We start from the raw sequence: 20,089 nt of genomic DNA on the forward strand, positions 1-20,089 counted from the left end.
CTTACAATGGGAATTGATGTAGACGTCATATTCAAAATTGCTGGTGTCGGAATCGTAGTCGCTTTTTTACACACCATTTTAGATCAGGTAGGCAAGAAGGAATACGCCCAGTGGGTCACGTTATTCGGTTTTATTTATATTCTTTTTATGGTGGCATCAATCGTGGCGGATCTTTTCGATAAAATCAAGTCAGTTTTTCTCTTCCAATAAATAATAGTAGAATAAGCAGGCTCCAAACAGCGAAGGAGGTATAGAATGGAGATTTTACAGATAGTTGGAGTATCGCTGATTGCTACATTTCTATCGCTGGTTATTAAAGAGCAAAAGCCTAATTTTGCTTTCCTGCTGGTTTTATTTGCCGGTTCTGCTATTTTTCTTTTTTTAGTGGACAAGGTATATGAAATTATCCAGCTCATTGAAAAAATTGCGGAAAATGCCAATGTCAATATGGTGTATGTCCAAACTATTTTAAAAATAATCGGCATTGCTTATATCGCTGAATTCGCTTCCCATCTCACCAGAGACGCCGGTCAAAGTGCATTGGCAGCAAAAGTGGAGCTTGCAGGAAAAATTTTAATTCTCGCTATGGCCGTTCCCATTCTAACGGTCCTCATAGAAACAGTCTTAAATCTAATCCCTAAGGGGTAGTTGTCCGAGGTGAAAAAATGCGGCAATGGATGCAGATTTTAATAATTGGAACGATCCTCCTTTTCTTTGGACAAATAAGCGTACAGGCAGCAACAAACAATGGGATTGCAGGAAAAGTAGAAGACAGCATAGTGGAAAATCAAATGAACCAGCTGGGACTTGATGACTTACAGACATTTTGGAAAAACATTGAATCACAATACGGAGGATATCTCCCAGACAGCCAGAAAGGCAGCCTTATGGATTTTATCAAAGGAGATAAAAAATTTTCCTTGAATGAATGGTTTCAAGGACTGTTGAAATTTACCTTTCAACAATTAATGATGAACGGAAAGCTTCTCGGATCGTTAATCGTTCTTACCATTTTTAGTATGTTTCTTCAATCACTACAGACTTCTTTTGAAAATGGAGCCATCAGCAAAGTGGCCAATGCAATCGTTTTTATGGTTTTGATAATCATTGCACTTAACAGTTTTCACGTAGCCATTGATTATACTGAAGAAGCGGTAAATAAAATGATGGGTTTTATTCTTGCGCTAATACCCTTGCTGCTGGCATTGATATCCTCTTCAGGAGGAATTACATCTGCGGCATTTTTCCATCCCGTCATCATATTCCTCATGAATACCAGCGGCATGCTTATCAAATATTTTGTTCTTCCTCTTCTTCTCTTATCGACTCTTCTCAGTATAGTCAGCTCACTTTCAGAGCATCACAAAGCCACACAGCTGGCCAAGCTTCTCAGAAATGCAGGTGTAGGCATTCTTGGTATTTTTATGACAATCTTCCTGGGAGTCATTTCTGTACAAGGGACAGCAACCGCAGTAACAGATGGTATTACCATAAAAACCGCAAAATTTGTAACCGGAAACTTCATTCCAGTCATTGGAAGAATGTTTACAGATGCTGCTGATACCGTTATAACGGCTTCTTCTCTATTAAAAAACACACTTGGAATTGCCGGGGTAGCCATAGTACTACTTATAGCGGCCTTTCCGGCAATCAAAATTCTGGCAGTATCCTTCATGTTTAAATTTGCAGCAGCTCTATTGCAGCCTTTGGGCAACAGCCCGATCATTAATTGTCTGGATGTGATCAGCAAGAACATGGTCTATGTTTTTGCATCCCTTGCCATTGTGGCCTTTATGTTTTTTTTAAGCATTACGATCATTATAACCGCTGGAAACATTACGATGATGATGAGATGAAAAATCTATTATTCAATAACAGGAGGATAAACCCATGCATTATTTAACACAATGGGTTTCAAATATTATTGTCTTCATTCTGTTAGCTATGATTGTGGACATGCTTATGCCGGATTCCTCTATGAAAAAATACACCAAAATGGTAACAGGTCTTTTACTTATTGCGATCATTCTTACGCCTATTGTAAAACTGACTTCTGAAAATATGGATAATATGTTTGCAGCGCTGTCTTCTGCAAACGGAATAAATGATGGCGAAATGAAAAGTTCAATAGAAATGAAAAAAGTAGAAATAGAAAAGACACAGCATGCATATATATTAGAACAAATGGCTGTCCAATTAAAAAAAGAGGCAAATGGGGAGTTGGTGGACCAATATCAAAAAAGTATACAGACCATTAAGGTAGAAATGAAAAGTGGAGCAGAAACATCCATGGATCCCAACAACATTGAAAAAGTGATTGTAAGCTTAAAAGATGCTGATGACCAAAAGGTGATTCCAGCAGTAAAGCCAATCGTGATCAATCCTGAAAAACCAGTTCAAACTCAGACAAACACAGAAGATAAAAATATTATTTCATTGCTGTCCAATTGTTGGAATATTAGCCGTAATCAGATACAACTTCAATCTGAAGGGGGGGTTCCCGCATCAAATGAATGATAAAAAGGGCCCGTTCGACTGGATCAAGGATAAGCTTTTTCAATCAGGGGAACAAAAGGTGAATGAAAAAAAAGGAGGTAAACTACAGTATTTTTTTATTCTTTTATTAGCTGGAGTTGCCTTTATGCTCATAACAAATATATGGCAAAGCAGCTCGAAGAAAAGCAGCGCTGTCTCACTGAATACATCTGCGCCGCCAAAGTCCGTTGCTGCCTTTGGCACTACTTCAAAGAAGCAAAGCAATGCATTAACCGGCAAAGACTATGAGGTGCGATATGAAAATGAGTTAAAGGATGCTCTCAGTCAAATTGCCGGGGTTGGTTCTGTAGACGTCGTTGTAAATGTGGATGCATCCGAGAGTAAAGTGTATGAAAAAGATTCAACCATCCACAATCAAACTACTACTGAGAGCGACCAAAAAGGCGGACAAAGAAAAATAGAGGATTTATCAAAAGATGAAAAGCTTGCCATCGTTCGAGAAGGTGATAAAGAAGTGCCATTAGTTACAGAAACGAAAAAGCCGAAAATAACAGGTGTACTCGTTGTTGCTGAGGGAGCTGGAGATATAGCTATAAAGGCACTGATAAAAGAGGCTGTTTCCACCGCTTTGGATGTGCCATCCTATCGAGTATCTGTTATGCCTAAAAAAAATTAAGGGGGAATTTTACATGTTACTTAAAAAGCAAACAGTTTGGTTATTGACAATGCTAAGTCTAGTTGTGGTGTTATCTGTCTATTATGTTACTTCAGAACCCAAATCAAGTGATTTGTCAGCGATGGACAAGGTATCCCAAAATACTAAAAGTCAAAACAAAACTCAAACAACTGCCGATAATAAGAAGAATATTAAAGTCGATACTACAAATGCTACTGATGAAGTATTTGAAACCATTCGGATGGACCGCCAGGATAAATTCAGCAAGCAAAAAGAAGAACTGACAAATAAATTAGCCTCTACGTCCCTATCAGCAGAGGAAAGAAGCAAAGCAGCAGATGAAATGCAGCAGCTGACGGCCAATGCCCAAAAGGAACAGGTTTTAGAGAGCATGATTAAGTCTCAGGGCTATTCAGATGCTTTAGTAGAAGTAGATCCTGGAAATGAAGTTCATGTAACAGTAAAATCAAACAGCCATAGCAAAACAGCTGCAAATAATATCGTACGGCTGGTATCGGAAGAAATGAATGCTGCACAAAATATAGCAGTAGTATTTCAAAAATAGGACTGGGGAAGTTTTCCTCAGTTTTTTTATTGTTTAGCTCTGTTAATTTTCTATGTTGAAAACTGCTCGTTTTTTTGCTCATTTTACAGTACAGAAAGAAAACAACAAATTCCTTTAACAAAGCCAACTGTTTAAAAGTGTATAGCTAGGCTGAATTTAAGTTTTTACCTTGAAGATTGAAGCGGATAAACGATACTCCTGCGGGATGAGCAGACTAAGGGAGACCCCAAAGGAGCAGGTTTCACCGGCAATCAATTTATTAGAAAAAACTAATTTTAATTTATATAGAAATGATGATAACTGATTCAAATATTGAATTTAGGTTCACTCTTATCGTATGATATTAGTAGTTCGTCTTTTTAAAGAGAACTGGTGCCATACATAAAAAAAAGTTTGGTATAATATAAAATGAAAGCTCACGGTAATTGAATCTGTGACGGTAAATACTTCATAAGACAAGAAAAACAAGAGCTTGTTCTTACAAATTTAATGAAGAGGTGTAATTATGTTGAAAGTGCAAGAAATTCGTGAATTAATCAAGCTTATTGACCAATCAAGCATTGATGAATTTGAATACGAACATGAGGGTGCATCCATTAAGATGAAAAAAAATACGGGTGTGACGGTTGTAGAACCTCAGTATGCAGTACAAGCCCCTCCTGCAGCTGTTATTCCTGCACAGCCAATCCATCATGAGAGTATTGCAGCTTCCCCTGCTCCGGCTATTTCTGAGGTTCAGAAACAAGAATCTGTTTCAGCAGTGAATGATGCAAATCTACATAAAATTGTTTCTCCTATGGTAGGAACATTTTATGTATCTCCATCACCGGACAGTGATCCTTATGTACAAGAAGGCTCCAAAGTCCAAGCAAACACAGTTGTTTGTATTGTTGAAGCGATGAAGCTATTTAATGAAATTGAAGCAGAGGTAGATGGCGAAATCGTTGAAGTCCTTGTTAAAGATGGACAGCTTGTAGAATATGGACAGCCATTGTTCCTAGTAAAGTCCAAGTAAGGAGCGAACTGATATGATTAAAAAAGTACTAATCGCCAATCGCGGTGAAATCGCGGTCCGTATTATCAGAGCATGCAGGGATATGGATATTGAAACTGTAGCAGTGTATTCCGAGGCAGATAAAGAGGCTCTCCATGTCCAGCTTGCTGATGAAGCATACTGTATTGGACCAAAGGCATCAAAAGACAGTTATTTAAACTTTACCAACATTATTAGTGTTGCAACACTTACTGGATGTGATGCTATTCATCCAGGATACGGCTTTTTAGCCGAAAATGCGGATTTTGCTGAACTATGCCGTGAGTGCAATGTAACATTTATTGGTCCAAGCCCTGAAGCAATTTCGAAAATGGGGACTAAGGATGTTGCCCGTGAAACGATGAAAGCGGCTGGAGTTCCGATTGTTCCAGGTTCACAAGGGGTAATAAAAGATATTGAAGATGCAATTCAAATTGCGAATAAGATTGAATATCCAGTCATTATTAAAGCAACAGCCGGCGGTGGCGGAAAAGGTATCCGTGTTGCAAGAAATGAAGAAGAGCTGATCAAGGGAATCAATATTACCCAGCAGGAAGCGGCTACTGCATTCGGTAACCCGGGTGTCTATCTTGAAAAATATATTGAAGATTTTCGCCATGTGGAGATTCAGGTTATGGCTGATCAATACGGCAATGTCATTCACCTTGGCGAACGCGATTGCTCTATTCAAAGAAGGCTTCAAAAACTTCTGGAGGAGTCGCCTTCCCCTGCGCTGAACAGTGAAATCAGGGAACAGATGGGACAAGCAGCTGTCAAGGCTGCCCAAGCGGTTGACTATACAGGAGCAGGTACTGTTGAATTTATTTATGATTACAACAATGCAAAATTTTACTTTATGGAAATGAACACAAGGATACAAGTGGAACACCCAGTTACAGAAATGGTAACGGGAACGGACCTTATTAAACAGCAAATCCTGGTGGCTTCCGGTGAAAAATTAACTCTCGCTCAGGAAGACGTGACATTTAACGGCTGGGCCATTGAATGCCGTATTAATGCTGAAAATCCTGAGAAAAATTTCATGCCTTCACCTGGTAAAATCAATATGTATCTTCCGCCGGGAGGGATAGGCATCCGCATTGATTCAGCTGCATATCCTGAATACAGTATTCCGCCGTATTATGACTCTATGATTGCAAAGGTTATTTCTTATGGTGCAACAAGAGAAGAAGCCATTGCCAGAATGAAACGTGCTTTAAGTGAATTTGTTGTTGAAGGCATTCACACAACTATCCCTTTTCATTTAAGACTATTGGAACACGAAACATTTGTTAAAGGTGATTTTAATACGAAATTCCTTGAGAAATACGATGTGATGAAATAATTTTAATAGTGGAGGGGTCTTTGTATGGCTGAAATGAATCAAATGCTAGAAATGGAACAAGAAGGCGACGACTACGGTAAAGTAGAAATTGCACCGGAAGTGATTGAAGTAATAGCAGGCATAGCTGCTTCCGAAGTCGAAGGTGTTGGGCAAATGCGAGGCAATTTTGCAAGCGGTGTTGCAGAGCGCCTTGGCAAAAAAAACCATGGGAAGGGCGTAAAAGTCGAGCTTACTGAGGAAGGCATTAAAGTGGATGTTTACTGCAGCATGAACTTCGGTGTATCCATTCCTGCCGTTGCCCAGGAAGTACAGGACAATATTCGCCAGGCCTTATTGAATATGACGGCGCTCGAAGCCGATGAAATCAACGTCCACATTGTTGGCATCCAATTTGAGAACCAAAAAGCAGAAAATGACTTGCAAATGGAAATGTAAGCCTCAAAAAGGCCAAAGGGTAAACCTTTGGCTTTTTTAATGGTCTCAGTGTTTTAGCGCGTTAAAGCAAAAAAGGGGCCAGACCCCTTTTGTACACTAAAGCACCAAAGGGTGAATGGATCCTCCTGCTGCTAAAAATAGCTGTTGTGCTTATTTTCTGTTCCTTTCCTCAAAGCAAGTCTTCCCGTATGGATCCCTTCATAGAAAAACGCTGGAATTTCATCCGTTCGCTACGATTTTTTGTTTAAACAGTGCGTAACATGCTCTTTATATGCTAAAATCATTTTGGTAAAATAAATAAACGTATGGAAAAAACATTCCGCTTAGTTATGTCCGGTATTTCATTTTTAAACATGATTTATCTTCCATTTGGCATATTAAAAGTAGAATAAAAAGAAGAATTCAATGACCAAAGGAGCCATTTAAATAATGAAGAGAAGAATCGCACGTGAAAAAGCTCTCCAGGCTTTATTTCAAATAGACATTAATGAGGCAGAAACGAACGAAGCAATTGAAAATGTGTTAGGAGAATCCGCCTCGGATCCTTATTTGAATCAACTGGTTGAAGGAACGGTTGAACACTTGGAGCAAATCGATAAAGCCATTTCAGAGCATTTGGAAAAATGGACATTAAACCGTTTAGCAAAGGTAGATTTAAATATCCTGCGTCTTGGGGTATATGAACTGCTTTTTGTCGAAGATGTACCAGCAAATGTAGCGATAAATGAAGCGCTGGAAGTTTCCAAACGCTTCGGTGACGAAAGATCGAGTAAATTTATCAACGGCATTCTTTCAAAAGTGAAGGAATCAAGCGGAAAATAATGTTGCAAGGGGTGGTTGTATGAAAGCCAGACGGATTGATGGGAAGAAAATTGCAGCAGACTTAAGGGAAAATATAAGGAAAGAAGTCCATGAGCTTTCTGAAAAGGCGCTTGTACCTGGATTAGCGGTTGTTTTAATCGGAAATGACCCTGCTTCCCGTACGTATGTAAACAATAAGCAAAAAGCCTGCAAGGAGGCAGGCATTCATTCTGTTCTGATAGAATACCCCTCTTCCATCTCTGAAGATGTGCTGCTAGATAAAATACAAGAGCTGAATAGTGATAACTCTATTCATGGCATTCTGGTCCAACTTCCACTGCCAGAACACATTGCAGAATCAAAAGTCATAGAAGCCATTGACCCCAAAAAAGATGTGGATGGGTTCCATCCTATCAATATCGGAAGAATGATGACAGGGCAGGATGCTTTTTTGCCATGTACGCCTTTTGGCATTATGCAGATGATTCGATATGAAGGAATTGAAGTCGAGGGAAAACATGTTGTGGTTATTGGAAGAAGCAATATCGTCGGCAAACCAGTGGGGCAATTATTTTTAAATGAAAATGCCACGGTAACATACTGTCATTCAAAAACGAAAGAGCTTGCATCCTATACCAGAGAAGCAGATATTCTCATTTCGGCAGTGGGCTTGGCCAAGTTCGTCAAAGAGTCTTTTATTAAACCAGGAGCGGTAGTGATTGATGTAGGGATGAACCGTGATGAAAACGGGAAATTATGCGGGGATGTAGATTTTGAAGAAGCAGAAAAAAAAGCCGCCTATATTACTCCTGTTCCAGGCGGGGTAGGACCTATGACGATAACGATGCTTCTTTACAATACTCTTATATCAGCCAAAAACAGTTAATTTGTCGTAAAATCATGTCAGTCGTTGTATAATAAGAAAAAAAGCTGTCTTCCATTGTCAGGAAGCAGCTTTTCTTCTACTAAATGATAAATTGGCGGCAACAGGAACGAAGCATGGCTGTTTCCCATGAATGAGTTGAAAAACAACAGAGTTTTTAAATAATGTCTTTTATATAATTGCTCTTTGCCATTTGACGCAAAAAATTGATTACGAAAAGGTGCTATGAATACGTGCAAAACATCGATTTATCCTTTGTACGTAAAGAAAAAAACCATGCGAAAACAGCCTATATAAAAGTAAAGGGTGTTACCATGTCTAATCCACAATATTTAACTGTACATGCATTAACCAAATACATAAAAAGAAAATTTGATGCCGATCCCCATCTAGCCGACGTCTATGTCAAAGGGGAAATATCAAACTTTAAGCAGCATTCGAGCGGACACATGTACTTTACTCTTAAGGATAATAAAGCGCGAATTCTTGCTGTAATGTTTGCTGCTGCAAACCGGAAGCTAAAATTCACTCCTGAAAACGGAATGAATGTAATGCTGCGTGGATCCATATCTGTTTTCGAAGGAAGCGGCCAATACCAAATATACGCCAAAGACATGCAGCCTGATGGAGTCGGTGCATTATACCTTGCCTATGAACAACTAAAAGAAAAGCTTTCTGAGGAGGGCTTATTCGCTCCTGAAAGGAAACGGCCGCTTCCTGCCTATCCAAATGTGATCGGCGTAATTACCTCTCCAACTGGCGCAGCTGTAAGGGATATTATCACCACCATTAAAAGGCGGTACCCAATTGGAAAAATCATTCTCCATCCCGCGCTTGTCCAGGGAGAAAAAGCTGCAGAGTCCATTGCTGCAGCTATCCAAAAAGCAAATGACATGAGACAGGCAGATGTATTAATTGTGGGCAGAGGCGGAGGATCCATAGAAGAATTATGGGCTTTTAATGAAGAAATCGTTGCCCGTGCCATTCATCATTCTGAAATCCCAATTATATCAGCAGTTGGCCATGAAACTGATTCTACCATTGCTGATTTCGCAGCTGACCTTAGGGCACCAACCCCGACTGGTGCAGCAGAACTGGCTGTTCCGCATATTGATGAATTGATGGAGAGAGTCTTGAATCGAAAAGCCCGTTTAATCCGGAGTGTATCGGATATACTTCGCCACCAGCGAAAGAGGCTCGAATTTATTGAGCGGTCCTATATATTTCGAAATCCATACCGCTTGTATGAACCAAAGCTGCAGCAGCTTGACCGTTTAAATGAAAGGTTAACGAGGGATACAAAGCAAATTGTTGACCATAAATCTAGAACATTAAGTTCACTCCAGCAGCGGCTGGTATTTAAAAGCCCGTCTTTGCAGATTAAACAGCAGAGTGACCGCTTTAACAGGACGAAAAAAGAGCTGCTTCTAAACACTCAAAGAATATTGAAAGAAAAACAGCAGGAGTTTTCCAGGAAGCTGACTGTGCTTGAAGCATTAAGTCCATTAAAAGTTATGGAACGGGGTTACAGCCTGGCGTACAGTGAAAATGAAAATCTTTTAAAAAGTGTTGACCAAACGAAAACAGGAGATCAAATCCAAGTTATGCTGTCTGACGGTACACTATCTTGTACAGTAGACCAGATTGAGAGGAGAAAAAATCATGACGGATAAAATTTCATTTGAAGAAGCGATGGACCAGCTGGAAACGATTGTGGGGCGTTTGGAAGAAGGGGATGTTCCTCTCGAAGAAGCTATTTCCATTTATAAAAAAGGGATGGAGCTTTCAAAGGTTTGCCATGATAAGCTGAAAACAATTGAAGAACAGCTGACAAAAGTTATTACCGAGGACGGAGAAGAGGATTTTATTATTCAAGAGGAAGGGTAAGGGTTTCTGATGGAAGCATTAAATTCTTTTATGGAAAAAAATATTAAGATCGTTGAAACGGAGCTTGGAAAATACATTTCCAGGCTGGAAGGTCCTGATGTGATTAAAAGTGCAATGGATTACTCTCTTCAAGCAGGAGGGAAAAGAATTCGTCCTATTTTGCTTTTAGCAACCATTGCTGCCTTTCAAGAGGAAATTGAGAAAGGACTGGCAGCTGCTTGTTCTCTGGAAATGGTTCACACCTATTCTTTAATCCATGATGACCTTCCGGCAATGGACAATGATGATCTTAGACGCGGAAAGCCTACTAATCACAAGGTATATGGAGAGGCAATGGCCATTTTGGCTGGAGACGGGCTTTTGACGTACAGTTTTCAGGTTATCACTGAGGATACAAGGCTTACAAATGAGCAAAAAGTGCAATTGGTTTCTCTTTTAGCAAAAATGTCGGGACCTGAAGGAATGGTTGGGGGTCAGGTAGCAGACATGGAGGGAGAAAACCGTAAGCTGACTTTGCAGGACCTTGAATATATCCACCTTAATAAAACTGGTAAGCTATTGACCTACAGTGTATTAGCAGGAGCCATTATTGGCGGTGCCTCCCGTTCCCAGTTAGAGCAATTCGATATTTTTGCAAGGAATCTTGGGATTGCCTTTCAAATCCGTGATGATATTCTTGATATTGAAGGGGACCAGGCAAAAATGGGCAAGCCGATTGGCAGTGATGTGACGAATCACAAAAGTACTTATCCTTCATTATTGAATATGCAGGGTGCCAAGGATAAGCTAATGGCCCATATTCAACATGCAAAGACTGCATTAAACAATATTGAGGTAAATACCCATCTGCTCGAACAAATGACAGATTTAATCGCTGTAAGAGATAATTGATCCTTCATTGAGCAGTTGTCAGCTCTATGCTATAATACTAATAAAATTCCAAGTATGAATAGGATTATAAAAAACATTGTCCATATATAACTGGTGCAAAGAGGCAGTAAAACTCCATAATACGAGTACTGGCATGCCGTTATCACATTGTGTTAGCGGTTTTTTCATGAAAGGTTCTTTTCCAATGGTTTTTATCTTTTTATCTACTTAACATAAAGTGCCTTAGTAGAAAAAGTTGTTTAAATAGGAAATTAGCCCCGGTGAAAAGGTTAACATCACATTTAGAGGGAATTCTAATGGTATCGTTAAAATTTGTCAGGAAAGAAAATAATATGAGAAAATATACCAAATGCACTGCTGTATGGAAATATATTAGATGAACGAAGCATTAGTACTGCTTATACTCAGAAACGAAAGCGAGTGATCCATTATGGATCTTTTATCAATTAAGGACCCGTCTTTTCTTAAGAAAATGGATATTGAAGACCTCAAAGAGTTAAGTGATGATATTCGCCAATTCTTAATAGAAAAGCTATCTAGAACGGGCGGCCATATCGGGCCAAATTTAGGTGTTGTAGAGCTAACCATTGCTCTCCATAAATGCTTTAACAGCCCGCAGGACAAAATTTTATGGGATGTCGGGCATCAATCCTATGTCCATAAAATTTTAACGGGGCGTGCAGGCGAATTTGACTCATTGAGGCAGTTTAAGGGGCTATGCGGCTTTCCTAAAAGATGTGAGAGTGAACATGATGTCTGGGAAACAGGCCATAGCTCAACATCCTTGTCTGCTGCCATGGGCATGGCAATTGCAAGGGATTTAAAAGGAGAAAAATCCTTTGTTATCCCTGTAATTGGCGACGGAGCATTAACAGGCGGCATGGCGCTTGAGGCATTGAACCATATTGGGCATGAACAAAAGGATTTGATTGTCGTTCTGAATGATAATGAAATGTCTATTGCACCAAATGTGGGTGCCCTTCACAACGTGTTAGGAAAACTAAGGACAGCAGGTAAATATAAGCGGGCAAAGGATGAATTGGAGCTTCTTTTGAAGAAGGTCCCTGCGATCGGCGGTAAGCTAGCCGCAACGGCTGAGAGGGTAAAAGACAGCCTAAAGTACCTTTTGGTTTCCGGCGTGTTTTTTGAAGAGCTTGGATTTACGTATTTAGGCCCTGTTGATGGTCATAACTATGAGGCTCTGTTTGAAAACATCCAATACGCTAAAAAAACAAAGGGTCCGATTCTTTTACATGTGATTACGAAAAAAGGCAAAGGGTATGAACCTGCTGAAAACGACAAAAAAGGAACCTGGCACGGTACGGGTCAATATAAAATTGAAACCGGTGACTTAATTAAGCCGGTTAATGCTCCACCTGCATGGAGCGCACTTGTCAGTGATACCGTGTTAAGACTAGCCAAAAAGGATCCGAGAATTGTTGCAATCACACCAGCTATGCCTGTTGGCTCAAAGTTGGAAAAATTTGCACAGGAGCTGCCAAACCGCATGTATGACGTAGGGATTGCCGAACAGCATGCAGCTACTCTGGCAGCAGGATTGGCTACCCAGGATATGAAGCCATTTTTGGCCATCTATTCGACATTTCTTCAGCGTGCTTATGATCAGGTCGTACATGATATTTGCCGCCAGAATTTAAACGTATTTATCGGAATTGACCGTGCAGGGCTGGTCGGAGCGGATGGTGAAACGCACCAGGGAGTATTTGATATTGCCTTTTTACGCCACGTTCCGAATCTGGTGATAATGATGCCAAAGGACGAAAATGAAGGCCAGCACATGGTCCAGACCGCTATAGAATATAACAGCGGACCAATCGCCATGAGATTTCCCCGCGGTAATGGATATGGTGTACCGATGGATGAAGAGCTTAAAGCCATTCCAATCGGGACGTGGGAGGTTTTAAGAAATGGAACAGATGCTGCCATCTTAACGTTTGGCACTACGATTCCTATGGCATTGGAAGCCGCAAATCTTTTACAGAAAAAAGGATTGTCTATAAAAGTCATTAATGCTCGCTTCATTAAGCCTCTGGATGAAAAAATGATGGCTGAGCTGCTAAACAGCAGTATGCCGATTTTAACCATTGAAGAAGCCGTCCTTCAAGGCGGATTTGGAAGCGCAGTATTAGAGTACGCCCATGATAAGGGGTATTATCACAATGTAATTGAGCGCATGGGAATTCCTGACCAATTTATTGAGCACGGAGGCGTGAACGAGCTTCTCCAGGAAATAGGCATGACGACCGAGGATACGGTGAATCGTCTGCTTACTATGCTATCTAAAAATCAAAAAAGGGCATCGGTATGAAAACAAAAAAGCAACGAGTAGATATACTTCTAGTGGAACGCGGTTTAATTGAAACAAGAGAAAAAGCAAAACGGGCTATTATGGCAGGTCTGGTGTATTCAAATGAGACTCGGCTGGATAAGCCCGGTGAAAAAGTGGACGAGGATGCAGAACTCACTGTAAAGGGCAATGTGATGCCATATGTGAGCAGAGGCGGATTTAAGCTCGAAAAAGCGTTAAATGTTTTTGATGTAGACATTAAAGGGAAAGTACTGCTGGATATTGGATCTTCCACGGGAGGCTTTACGGATTGTGCACTTCAAAATGGTGCAAAAATGTCCTATGCCCTGGATGTTGGGTATAACCAGCTGGCATGGAAGCTTCGGCAGGATGATCGGGTAGTCGTAATGGAAAGGACAAATTTCCGTTATGTAACTCCTGCAGACTTAGTAAGGGACATGCCTGATTTTTCAAGTATTGATGTTTCGTTTATTTCTCTTTCTCTAATCCTCCCTGTCTTAAGGACGTTATTAGTCCCTGGCGGGGACGTGGTTGCGCTAATTAAGCCGCAATTTGAGGCTGGAAAAGAGCAGGTTGGGAAAAAGGGAATTGTCAGGGATAAAAAAGTACACGAAGGGGTAATTGAAAAAATTGTTCACTTGTCTTTAGCTGAGGGCTATCATGTCGAAAATCTATCCTTCTCCCCAATTACGGGAGGCGAGGGAAATATCGAGTTTTTAATTCATTTAAAATGGCCTGGTGAAAATATCGGAGGGCAGAATCATCTATCCCAATCGATTCAGGATGTTGTCGCTGAAGCACATGCCACTTTAGCGGAAAAGAGCAGGGAATAGCTGCTCTTTTTCCATTTCTTATAAAAATAAGGCTTTCTAAAAGCTGTTATTTTAGGTCCTGTGGTCAATGGAGAGAAAAGCAATGCCTTTTGAAAAATTTGTTTAAGGCATTCCGATTAGCAGGTGCAAAGCATCAAACCGATTCACGGACCTGCATGCCACAAAAAAAGTGAACGGCTGAATGGGAAACAGTAGGAAATATGTCCAGAGTATATAAGGGAAATATTTTTTACCTCATTTTCTTAATGATAGAGGATTGACGTTGTAAGGAAGAGGATAGTATACAATTAGCTGAAAATAAGCTAACATATACATGAATATTTATCCATGTTGTAGAAAGGTGAAGCGGATGAACAAAGGGCAAAGATTAATTAAAATTCGAGAAATTATTGCAAATAATGAAGTCGAAACACAGGATGAACTGGTGGATTTCTTGAAAAGCTACGGGTTTCCTGTAACTCAGGCTACCATTTCTCGTGATATTAAAGAACTGCATTTAGTTAAGGTTCCAATGAATGACGGAAGATATAAATATAGTTTGCCTGCTGATCAGCGGTTTAACCCTATGCAAAAATTGAAGAGAGCGTTAACAGACTCATTTGTGAGTGTGGATACAGCGGGGCATTTGATTGTCATGAAGACCCTGCCAGGAAATGCCCATGCTGTCGGCGCGTTGGTTGATATTTTAGATTGGGATGAAATTATAGGCACTTTATGCGGGGATGACACATGTCTTATAATTTGTAAATTACCTGAACAAGCCGGGGTCATTTCTCAGCGATTTATAGATATGCTTTAATGGAGAGGTGAGTGTTCTGTGCTACAAGAACTTTCGATACGCAATTTTGCAATTATAGATGAGTTATTCCTTTCTTTTGAAAAAGGCCTGACAGTGCTTACCGGGGAAACAGGTGCAGGAAAATCCATTATTATTGATGCCATTAACTTATTGGTCGGAGGAAGAGGCTCAGTTGAATTTGTCCGCCATGGTGAAAAGAAGGCTGAGATAGAAGGTCTTTTTGTACTGGATAATGATCATCACCCATGCGTAGAAAGAGCCCGTGAATTTGGCATTGATGTTGAGGAGGGCATGGTTGTCCTGCACAGGGATATATCTAGTTCCGGGAAAAGTGTCTGCAGAGTGAATGGAAAGCTTGTGACGATTGCCACACTTAGAGAAATAGGCGGCACCCTTATGGATATTCACGGCCAGCATGAGCATCAGGAGCTAATGAATGAAGCATTCCATCTACCATTACTGGACCAATATGGCTCGTCTGAAATTGAACAAGCTGCGGCGAATTATCGAGAAGTCTATAAGGAATACGAGCAGACGCTAGTACGATTAAAAGGTCTAAGTGAAAATGAACAACAAATGGCACATCGTCTGGATCTTATCCAATTTCAGCTTCAAGAGATACAAAATGCAAATCTTCAGATTCACGAAGATCAGGAGCTTACAGAAGAAAAAAGAAAATTGATGAATTTTGAAAAACTGTACGAAGGTCTCCATACCAGCTATGAAGCCCTTAGTGGTGAAGGCCGCGGTCTTGATTGGATAGGACATGTTATGGATCAGCTTGAAACAGCTGCTGAGCTGGACAACAATTATCAGTCTCTTTTAGAATCGGTTTCAAATTCTTTCTATATCCTTGAAGATGCTGCCCATACGATACGTAATGATCTTGATAATCTTGAGTTTGATCCAGAGCGTTTAAATATAATTGAAAGCCGGTTAAACGAAATTAATCAGTTAAAAAGAAAATATGGCGACGACATAGAAGGGATATTAGAATACAGTGCAAAGATTGAAGAAGAAATTGAAACCATCACAAACAGAGAAAGCCATATTGAACAGCTTCAATTAAAGCTCCAAATGCTGCAAAAAGATTTACATCTTGAAGCCAAACAGCTGACAGACATTCGGGAAAAATGGGCCCATAAATTAACCGCCGCAATTCACCGCGAATTGAAAGAGCTTTATATGGCTAAAACCATTTTTGAGGTACACTTCCATTCGTCTGCTGATGATTTTGCAAATACAGCTAATCCGCCTTTTCGAAAGGATGGACTTGACCAGCTTGAGTTTTATATTTCCACGAATCCTGGAGAGCCTTTAAAAGCATTGTCTAAGGTAGCATCAGGTGGAGAGCTTTCCCGAATGATGCTTGCTTTAAAAACCATTTTCTCAAAACATCAAGGTATAACATCCATTATATTTGATGAAGTGGATACAGGTGTAAGTGGACGTGTGGCACAAGCGATTGCAGAGAAGATTCATTCTGTATCAGTAAATTCCCAGGTTTTATGCATTTCTCACCTGCCTCAGGTTGCGGCAATGGCTGACACTCACTTGTTTATTATGAAAGAAACGAAAAAAGGGAGAACAAGCACTGCTGTAAAGGTGTTGGGAGAAAACGATAAGATTAAAGAAATTGGCCGTATGATATCCGGTGTGGAAATAACAGACCTGACAAAAGAGCATGCAAGAGAATTATTAGGCCTGGCATATTCCATTAAACATAAATAGCAATAGATAAAGGAATAATAAAATGAATCTTTAGGGTATAAAGAGAGTGCAGAAATCCTCCTGTATTTAAACCTGAAGCATTTTTATTATTCCTTTTTTGCATAGTAATATTATAATGCTTAATTGGCATCACTATCCATTTCGTGCAGGTTTTTTTCTTGACCTCATGTTATATTTCTCAGCTTTCAAGGCTAATCTAAGACTGTAGCCAATTATCTAATCGGAATGAAATAATCCTGAGAAGATCCTTTCCTCATTTGTGAGGATGCACGTATATAAAGAAAAAGGTGTAGGCCAAAGAAAAGTGTGGACTAGAAGCGAGGAGAGTGAAGAGTTTGAGTTGGGAATTCCTTAGGAAAATGATAGGTGGATTTCTCCTTGTTTCATTATGTTTTATCGGGTTTTCAAAACCTTTTCAAGAATATCTCCACATTCCAAATACAATCACCATGTTGCAGGGTGATAAGTTTCAATTTAGCAAGTCATCTGCAGTCACAGCTGCTGTTATGACAACAGGAAAAAATATAAATGTACACGAGAGTCCTGATTCAGTCTCCATTAAAGGAAAAGCAATTGGACAAGACCAGGTGTTTCTTGAATTTGCAGGATTGCCAATCAAGAAGGTAGATGTAAATGTTTTGCGCAGCGTGAAAGTGATTCCCGGTGGACAATCAATTGGTGTCAAGCTTAATACTCTCGGTGTTTTGGTTGTCGGCCATCATCTCGTTGAAACAAAAAAAGGCAATGTCTCTCCAGGCGAAAAGGCAGGCATACAAGTGGGAGATATTATCACGATGATAAATGGGCAGAAAATTGAAGACATGTCAGATGTCGCTCCTTTTGTCCAGAAAGCAGGCCAGGATAACAAGCCGCTCAATATTACCATTCAAAGAGAACAGGGGACCTTTAAAACGCATTTAATGCCATTAAAGGATGTTTCAGAGGACACATATAAATTAGGTCTTTATATCAGAGATTCTGCAGCAGGAATCGGAACTATGACCTTTATAGATCCCCAATCAAAAAAATATGGCGCATTGGGCCATGTAATATCGGACATGGATACAAAAAAACCGATTGTTGTAAAAGACGGTGAAATTGTTCGATCAACTGTGACTTCCATTGAAAAAGGGAAGGATGGAAATCCAGGAGAAAAGCTTGCACGTTTTTCAGCGGATAACAAGACGATTGGCAATATCAACCGAAACAGCCCTTTTGGCATCTTTGGAAAGCTCAATACTACTTTAACAAACGGACAGTATGATAAACCGATGCCCATTGCATTATCCAATCAGGTGAAGGATGGTCCAGCAAAAATCCTTACAGTTGTGAATGGCGATAAAGTTGAAGCATACGATATACGAATTGTCAGTACCGTTCCGCAAAAGTTTCCAGCTACAAAAGGGATGGTTATTAAGGTAACAGACCCTAAGCTTCTAAAGAAAACGGGCGGTATTGTACAGGGAATGAGCGGAAGCCCAATCATTCAAGATGGGAAAATCATTGGTGCAGTAACTCATGTATTCGTCAATGATCCGACTTCAGGTTATGGAGTCCATATTGAATGGATGCTGCACGAAGCAGGAATCAACATATACAAAAACCAAACCGAGCAAGCAAGCTAATCGATTTTAGCTTGCTTTTCTTTTGTTAATCCTAAAAGCTGTTTAAGAGGTACAAAATCTTTACATATGAGAAAATGATCTGGATCTCATTGTTTTGGCGTCACATCGTCCAACAATACATGAAGTCACTGTTCATAAATCTTCTTTTATTTTTTTGAATATTTAAACATAGATTCCCATAGGGATGTATGCTATGATAAGCTTAAAGATTTTTCGACAATCACTCAATATGTAGCGAATATAGTCGAAATCACGAGTATTTTAAAGAAAATCAAAGAAAACTTTATATTTTTGAATTAAATTAAAGAAATAGAAGGATTTTAACTTCACTTGTCGAAAATGTTCTTTAGATAAAAAAGAGCTTTATCATTGTGATATATTGTTGAGGAGGAACTGTAGTGAAGAAAATAAAAGTCTTTGTCGTGGATGATAATCGCGAACTTGTGGGTTTATTGGAGGAATATATATCATCTCAGGAGGATATGGAGATCACAGGAATCGCTCATAATGGACAAGAATGTTTGGAGCTTTTAGAAGAAACCATTCCGGATGTATTAATATTAGATATTATTATGCCACATTTAGACGGATTGGGAGTATTACAAAAGATTCGCGAATCCAGCCTTCCGACACTACCAAATGTTATTATGCTTACTGCCTTTGGCCAGGAAGACGTGACAAAGAAAGCGGTTGAATTAGGGGCTTCCTATTTTGTATTAAAACCATTTGATATGGACAACCTTGTAAATCAAATCAGACAAGTCAGCGGCAAATCCAGTTCAATGATTAAAAAATCCACTCCACTGCGTTCCAGCGAGCAAAAACCTAAAAATCTTGATGCCAGCATCACAAGCATTATCCATGAAATTGGCGTCCCTGCCCATATCAAAGGCTATATGTATCTAAGGGAAGCCATTTCAATGGTTTATAACGACATCGAACTGCTGGGATCTATTACTAAGGTCCTTTATCCTGATATTGCCAAAAAGTTCAATACAACTGCCAGCCGTGTGGAAAGGGCTATCCGCCATGCTATTGAAGTTGCCTGGAGCCGTGGAAATATTGAATCCATTTCCTCTTTATTTGGCTATACGGTCAGCATGACAAAGGCGAAGCCGACCAATTCTGAGTTTATTGCCATGGTTGCAGATAAGCTGAGATTGGAGCATAAGGCGAGTTAAAGGGAATCCGCTTTAAACACCTGCATTTTTCGAATCTGAAGCCATTCGAAAAATACAGGTGTTTTTTATTAAAGGCTGACCTCGCATAGATTGTTTCTTTATGTACAAGGCAACATTCCGTATGTTATCAGTCATCGTGCCATTTTTTTGTAAGTTATTCACATCTTTTAATAGTAAATCATGATTTTAAAACATTTTTTTATGTCAATTAGCAACAAAGTTTACGAAAAGAGCCTTATTAAAGGTTGTAAAAATCCTTTTTATAAGTATTTAACCAATCTCTTTCTAACTCCAGCACAATTAGCCAGCGAATTTCTAGGTCTCTCCTCCCTACAATAAATTAACTTCAGCTCGTGAACGACCTCTCTGTTTTTCCTTTATCCCAGTCAAAAACTCTGAAATTCGTACGTGGATGAGCAAGGCGCTTACGCCTTTCTTATGCGTAAATAACAAAATTTTTAGAATATAGATAGTTTACATAAACTGACAGCGATGATATTTTTTAAATACCAATCGTTCTTTAAAAAATACGACAATATATGATTTGATAGAATAAATATCGCATAATTAGTATGAAGG

20 protein-coding genes are annotated in these 20,089 nt (G+C 39.6%); all 20 read left to right on the forward strand.

Features of this window, described 5'->3' with window-relative positions:
- Window positions 1-6: 6 nt before the first annotated feature.
- Window positions 7-210, forward strand: coding sequence for a stage III sporulation protein AC (gene spoIIIAC / locus A5N88_RS01705; RefSeq protein ID WP_066262266.1), 204 nt, complete (start codon window positions 7-9; stop codon window positions 208-210).
- Between the two features lie 45 nt (window positions 211-255).
- A complete protein-coding gene (gene spoIIIAD, locus A5N88_RS01710; protein WP_066262268.1) occupies window positions 256-648 on the forward strand; it encodes a stage III sporulation protein AD in 393 nt (130 codons plus the stop codon).
- A gap of 17 nt (window positions 649-665) precedes the next feature.
- Complete coding sequence (gene spoIIIAE / locus A5N88_RS01715) at window positions 666-1,856, forward strand: stage III sporulation protein AE (RefSeq protein ID WP_066262269.1); 1,191 nt, start codon at window positions 666-668, stop codon at window positions 1,854-1,856.
- Window positions 1,857-1,890: 34 nt separating this feature from the next.
- Entirely contained in the window at window positions 1,891-2,517 is a 627-nt protein-coding gene (gene spoIIIAF / locus A5N88_RS01720; protein ID WP_066262272.1) for a stage III sporulation protein AF, read from the forward strand.
- Window positions 2,510-3,172: a stage III sporulation protein AG gene (gene spoIIIAG / locus A5N88_RS01725; protein ID WP_066262273.1), complete on the forward strand. Its 663-nt coding sequence runs from the start codon at window positions 2,510-2,512 to the stop codon at window positions 3,170-3,172. Before spoIIIAF ends, spoIIIAG begins: the two co-directional genes overlap by 8 nt.
- A gap of 13 nt (window positions 3,173-3,185) precedes the next feature.
- Window positions 3,186-3,737, forward strand: a complete 552-nt coding sequence (locus A5N88_RS01730) for a SpoIIIAH-like family protein (protein ID WP_066262275.1) — start codon at window positions 3,186-3,188, stop codon at window positions 3,735-3,737.
- Between the two features lie 505 nt (window positions 3,738-4,242).
- Window positions 4,243-4,752 (forward strand): acetyl-CoA carboxylase biotin carboxyl carrier protein, encoded by a 510-nt coding sequence (accB, locus tag A5N88_RS01735; RefSeq protein ID WP_066262276.1) that lies wholly within the window; start codon window positions 4,243-4,245, stop codon window positions 4,750-4,752.
- Window positions 4,753-4,765: 13 nt separating this feature from the next.
- Window positions 4,766-6,115 (forward strand): acetyl-CoA carboxylase biotin carboxylase subunit, encoded by a 1,350-nt coding sequence (gene accC / locus A5N88_RS01740; protein ID WP_066262279.1) that lies wholly within the window; start codon window positions 4,766-4,768, stop codon window positions 6,113-6,115.
- A gap of 24 nt (window positions 6,116-6,139) precedes the next feature.
- Window positions 6,140-6,550: an Asp23/Gls24 family envelope stress response protein gene (locus A5N88_RS01745; protein ID WP_066262281.1), complete on the forward strand. Its 411-nt coding sequence runs from the start codon at window positions 6,140-6,142 to the stop codon at window positions 6,548-6,550.
- 429 nt (window positions 6,551-6,979) lie between these two features.
- The gene (gene nusB, locus A5N88_RS01750) at window positions 6,980-7,372 is read left to right on the forward strand and encodes a transcription antitermination factor NusB (RefSeq protein WP_066262283.1); all 393 of its coding nucleotides are present in this window, start codon (window positions 6,980-6,982) and stop codon (window positions 7,370-7,372) included.
- Between the two features lie 19 nt (window positions 7,373-7,391).
- A complete protein-coding gene (gene folD, locus A5N88_RS01755; RefSeq protein WP_066262285.1) occupies window positions 7,392-8,237 on the forward strand; it encodes a bifunctional methylenetetrahydrofolate dehydrogenase/methenyltetrahydrofolate cyclohydrolase FolD in 846 nt (281 codons plus the stop codon).
- A 311-nt stretch (window positions 8,238-8,548) separates the two neighbouring features.
- Entirely contained in the window at window positions 8,549-9,907 is a 1,359-nt protein-coding gene (xseA, locus tag A5N88_RS01765; protein ID WP_066270141.1) for an exodeoxyribonuclease VII large subunit, read from the forward strand.
- Window positions 9,897-10,121 (forward strand): exodeoxyribonuclease VII small subunit, encoded by a 225-nt coding sequence (xseB, locus tag A5N88_RS01770; RefSeq protein ID WP_066262290.1) that lies wholly within the window; start codon window positions 9,897-9,899, stop codon window positions 10,119-10,121. The genes xseA and xseB overlap by 11 nt, the downstream gene beginning before the upstream one ends.
- A 9-nt stretch (window positions 10,122-10,130) precedes the next feature.
- Window positions 10,131-11,012 carry a polyprenyl synthetase family protein gene (locus A5N88_RS01775; protein WP_412733846.1) on the forward strand — a complete coding sequence of 294 codons (882 nt, stop codon included), beginning with the start codon at window positions 10,131-10,133 and terminating at the stop codon, window positions 11,010-11,012.
- Window positions 11,013-11,442: 430 nt separating this feature from the next.
- On the forward strand, window positions 11,443-13,341 hold the full coding sequence (dxs, locus tag A5N88_RS01780) for a 1-deoxy-D-xylulose-5-phosphate synthase (protein WP_066262292.1): 1,899 nt from the start codon (window positions 11,443-11,445) through the stop codon (window positions 13,339-13,341).
- Complete coding sequence (locus tag A5N88_RS01785) at window positions 13,338-14,174, forward strand: TlyA family RNA methyltransferase (RefSeq protein ID WP_066262296.1); 837 nt, start codon at window positions 13,338-13,340, stop codon at window positions 14,172-14,174. Before dxs ends, A5N88_RS01785 begins: the two co-directional genes overlap by 4 nt.
- 349 nt (window positions 14,175-14,523) lie before the next feature.
- Window positions 14,524-14,973, forward strand: coding sequence for a transcriptional regulator AhrC/ArgR (gene ahrC / locus A5N88_RS01790; protein WP_066262299.1), 450 nt, complete (start codon window positions 14,524-14,526; stop codon window positions 14,971-14,973).
- Between the two features lie 18 nt (window positions 14,974-14,991).
- Window positions 14,992-16,704, forward strand: coding sequence for a DNA repair protein RecN (gene recN, locus A5N88_RS01795; protein ID WP_066262301.1), 1,713 nt, complete (start codon window positions 14,992-14,994; stop codon window positions 16,702-16,704).
- A gap of 335 nt (window positions 16,705-17,039) precedes the next feature.
- Window positions 17,040-18,329, forward strand: a complete 1,290-nt coding sequence (gene spoIVB, locus A5N88_RS01800; RefSeq protein ID WP_066262305.1) for a SpoIVB peptidase — start codon at window positions 17,040-17,042, stop codon at window positions 18,327-18,329.
- A gap of 398 nt (window positions 18,330-18,727) precedes the next feature.
- Window positions 18,728-19,510, forward strand: coding sequence for a sporulation transcription factor Spo0A (gene spo0A, locus A5N88_RS01805; protein ID WP_066262307.1), 783 nt, complete (start codon window positions 18,728-18,730; stop codon window positions 19,508-19,510).
- Window positions 19,511-20,089 lie beyond the last annotated feature (579 nt).

Source organism: Heyndrickxia acidicola (genome assembly GCF_001636425.1).
Classification (GTDB): domain Bacteria; phylum Bacillota; class Bacilli; order Bacillales; family Bacillaceae_C; genus Bacillus_AE; species Bacillus_AE acidicola.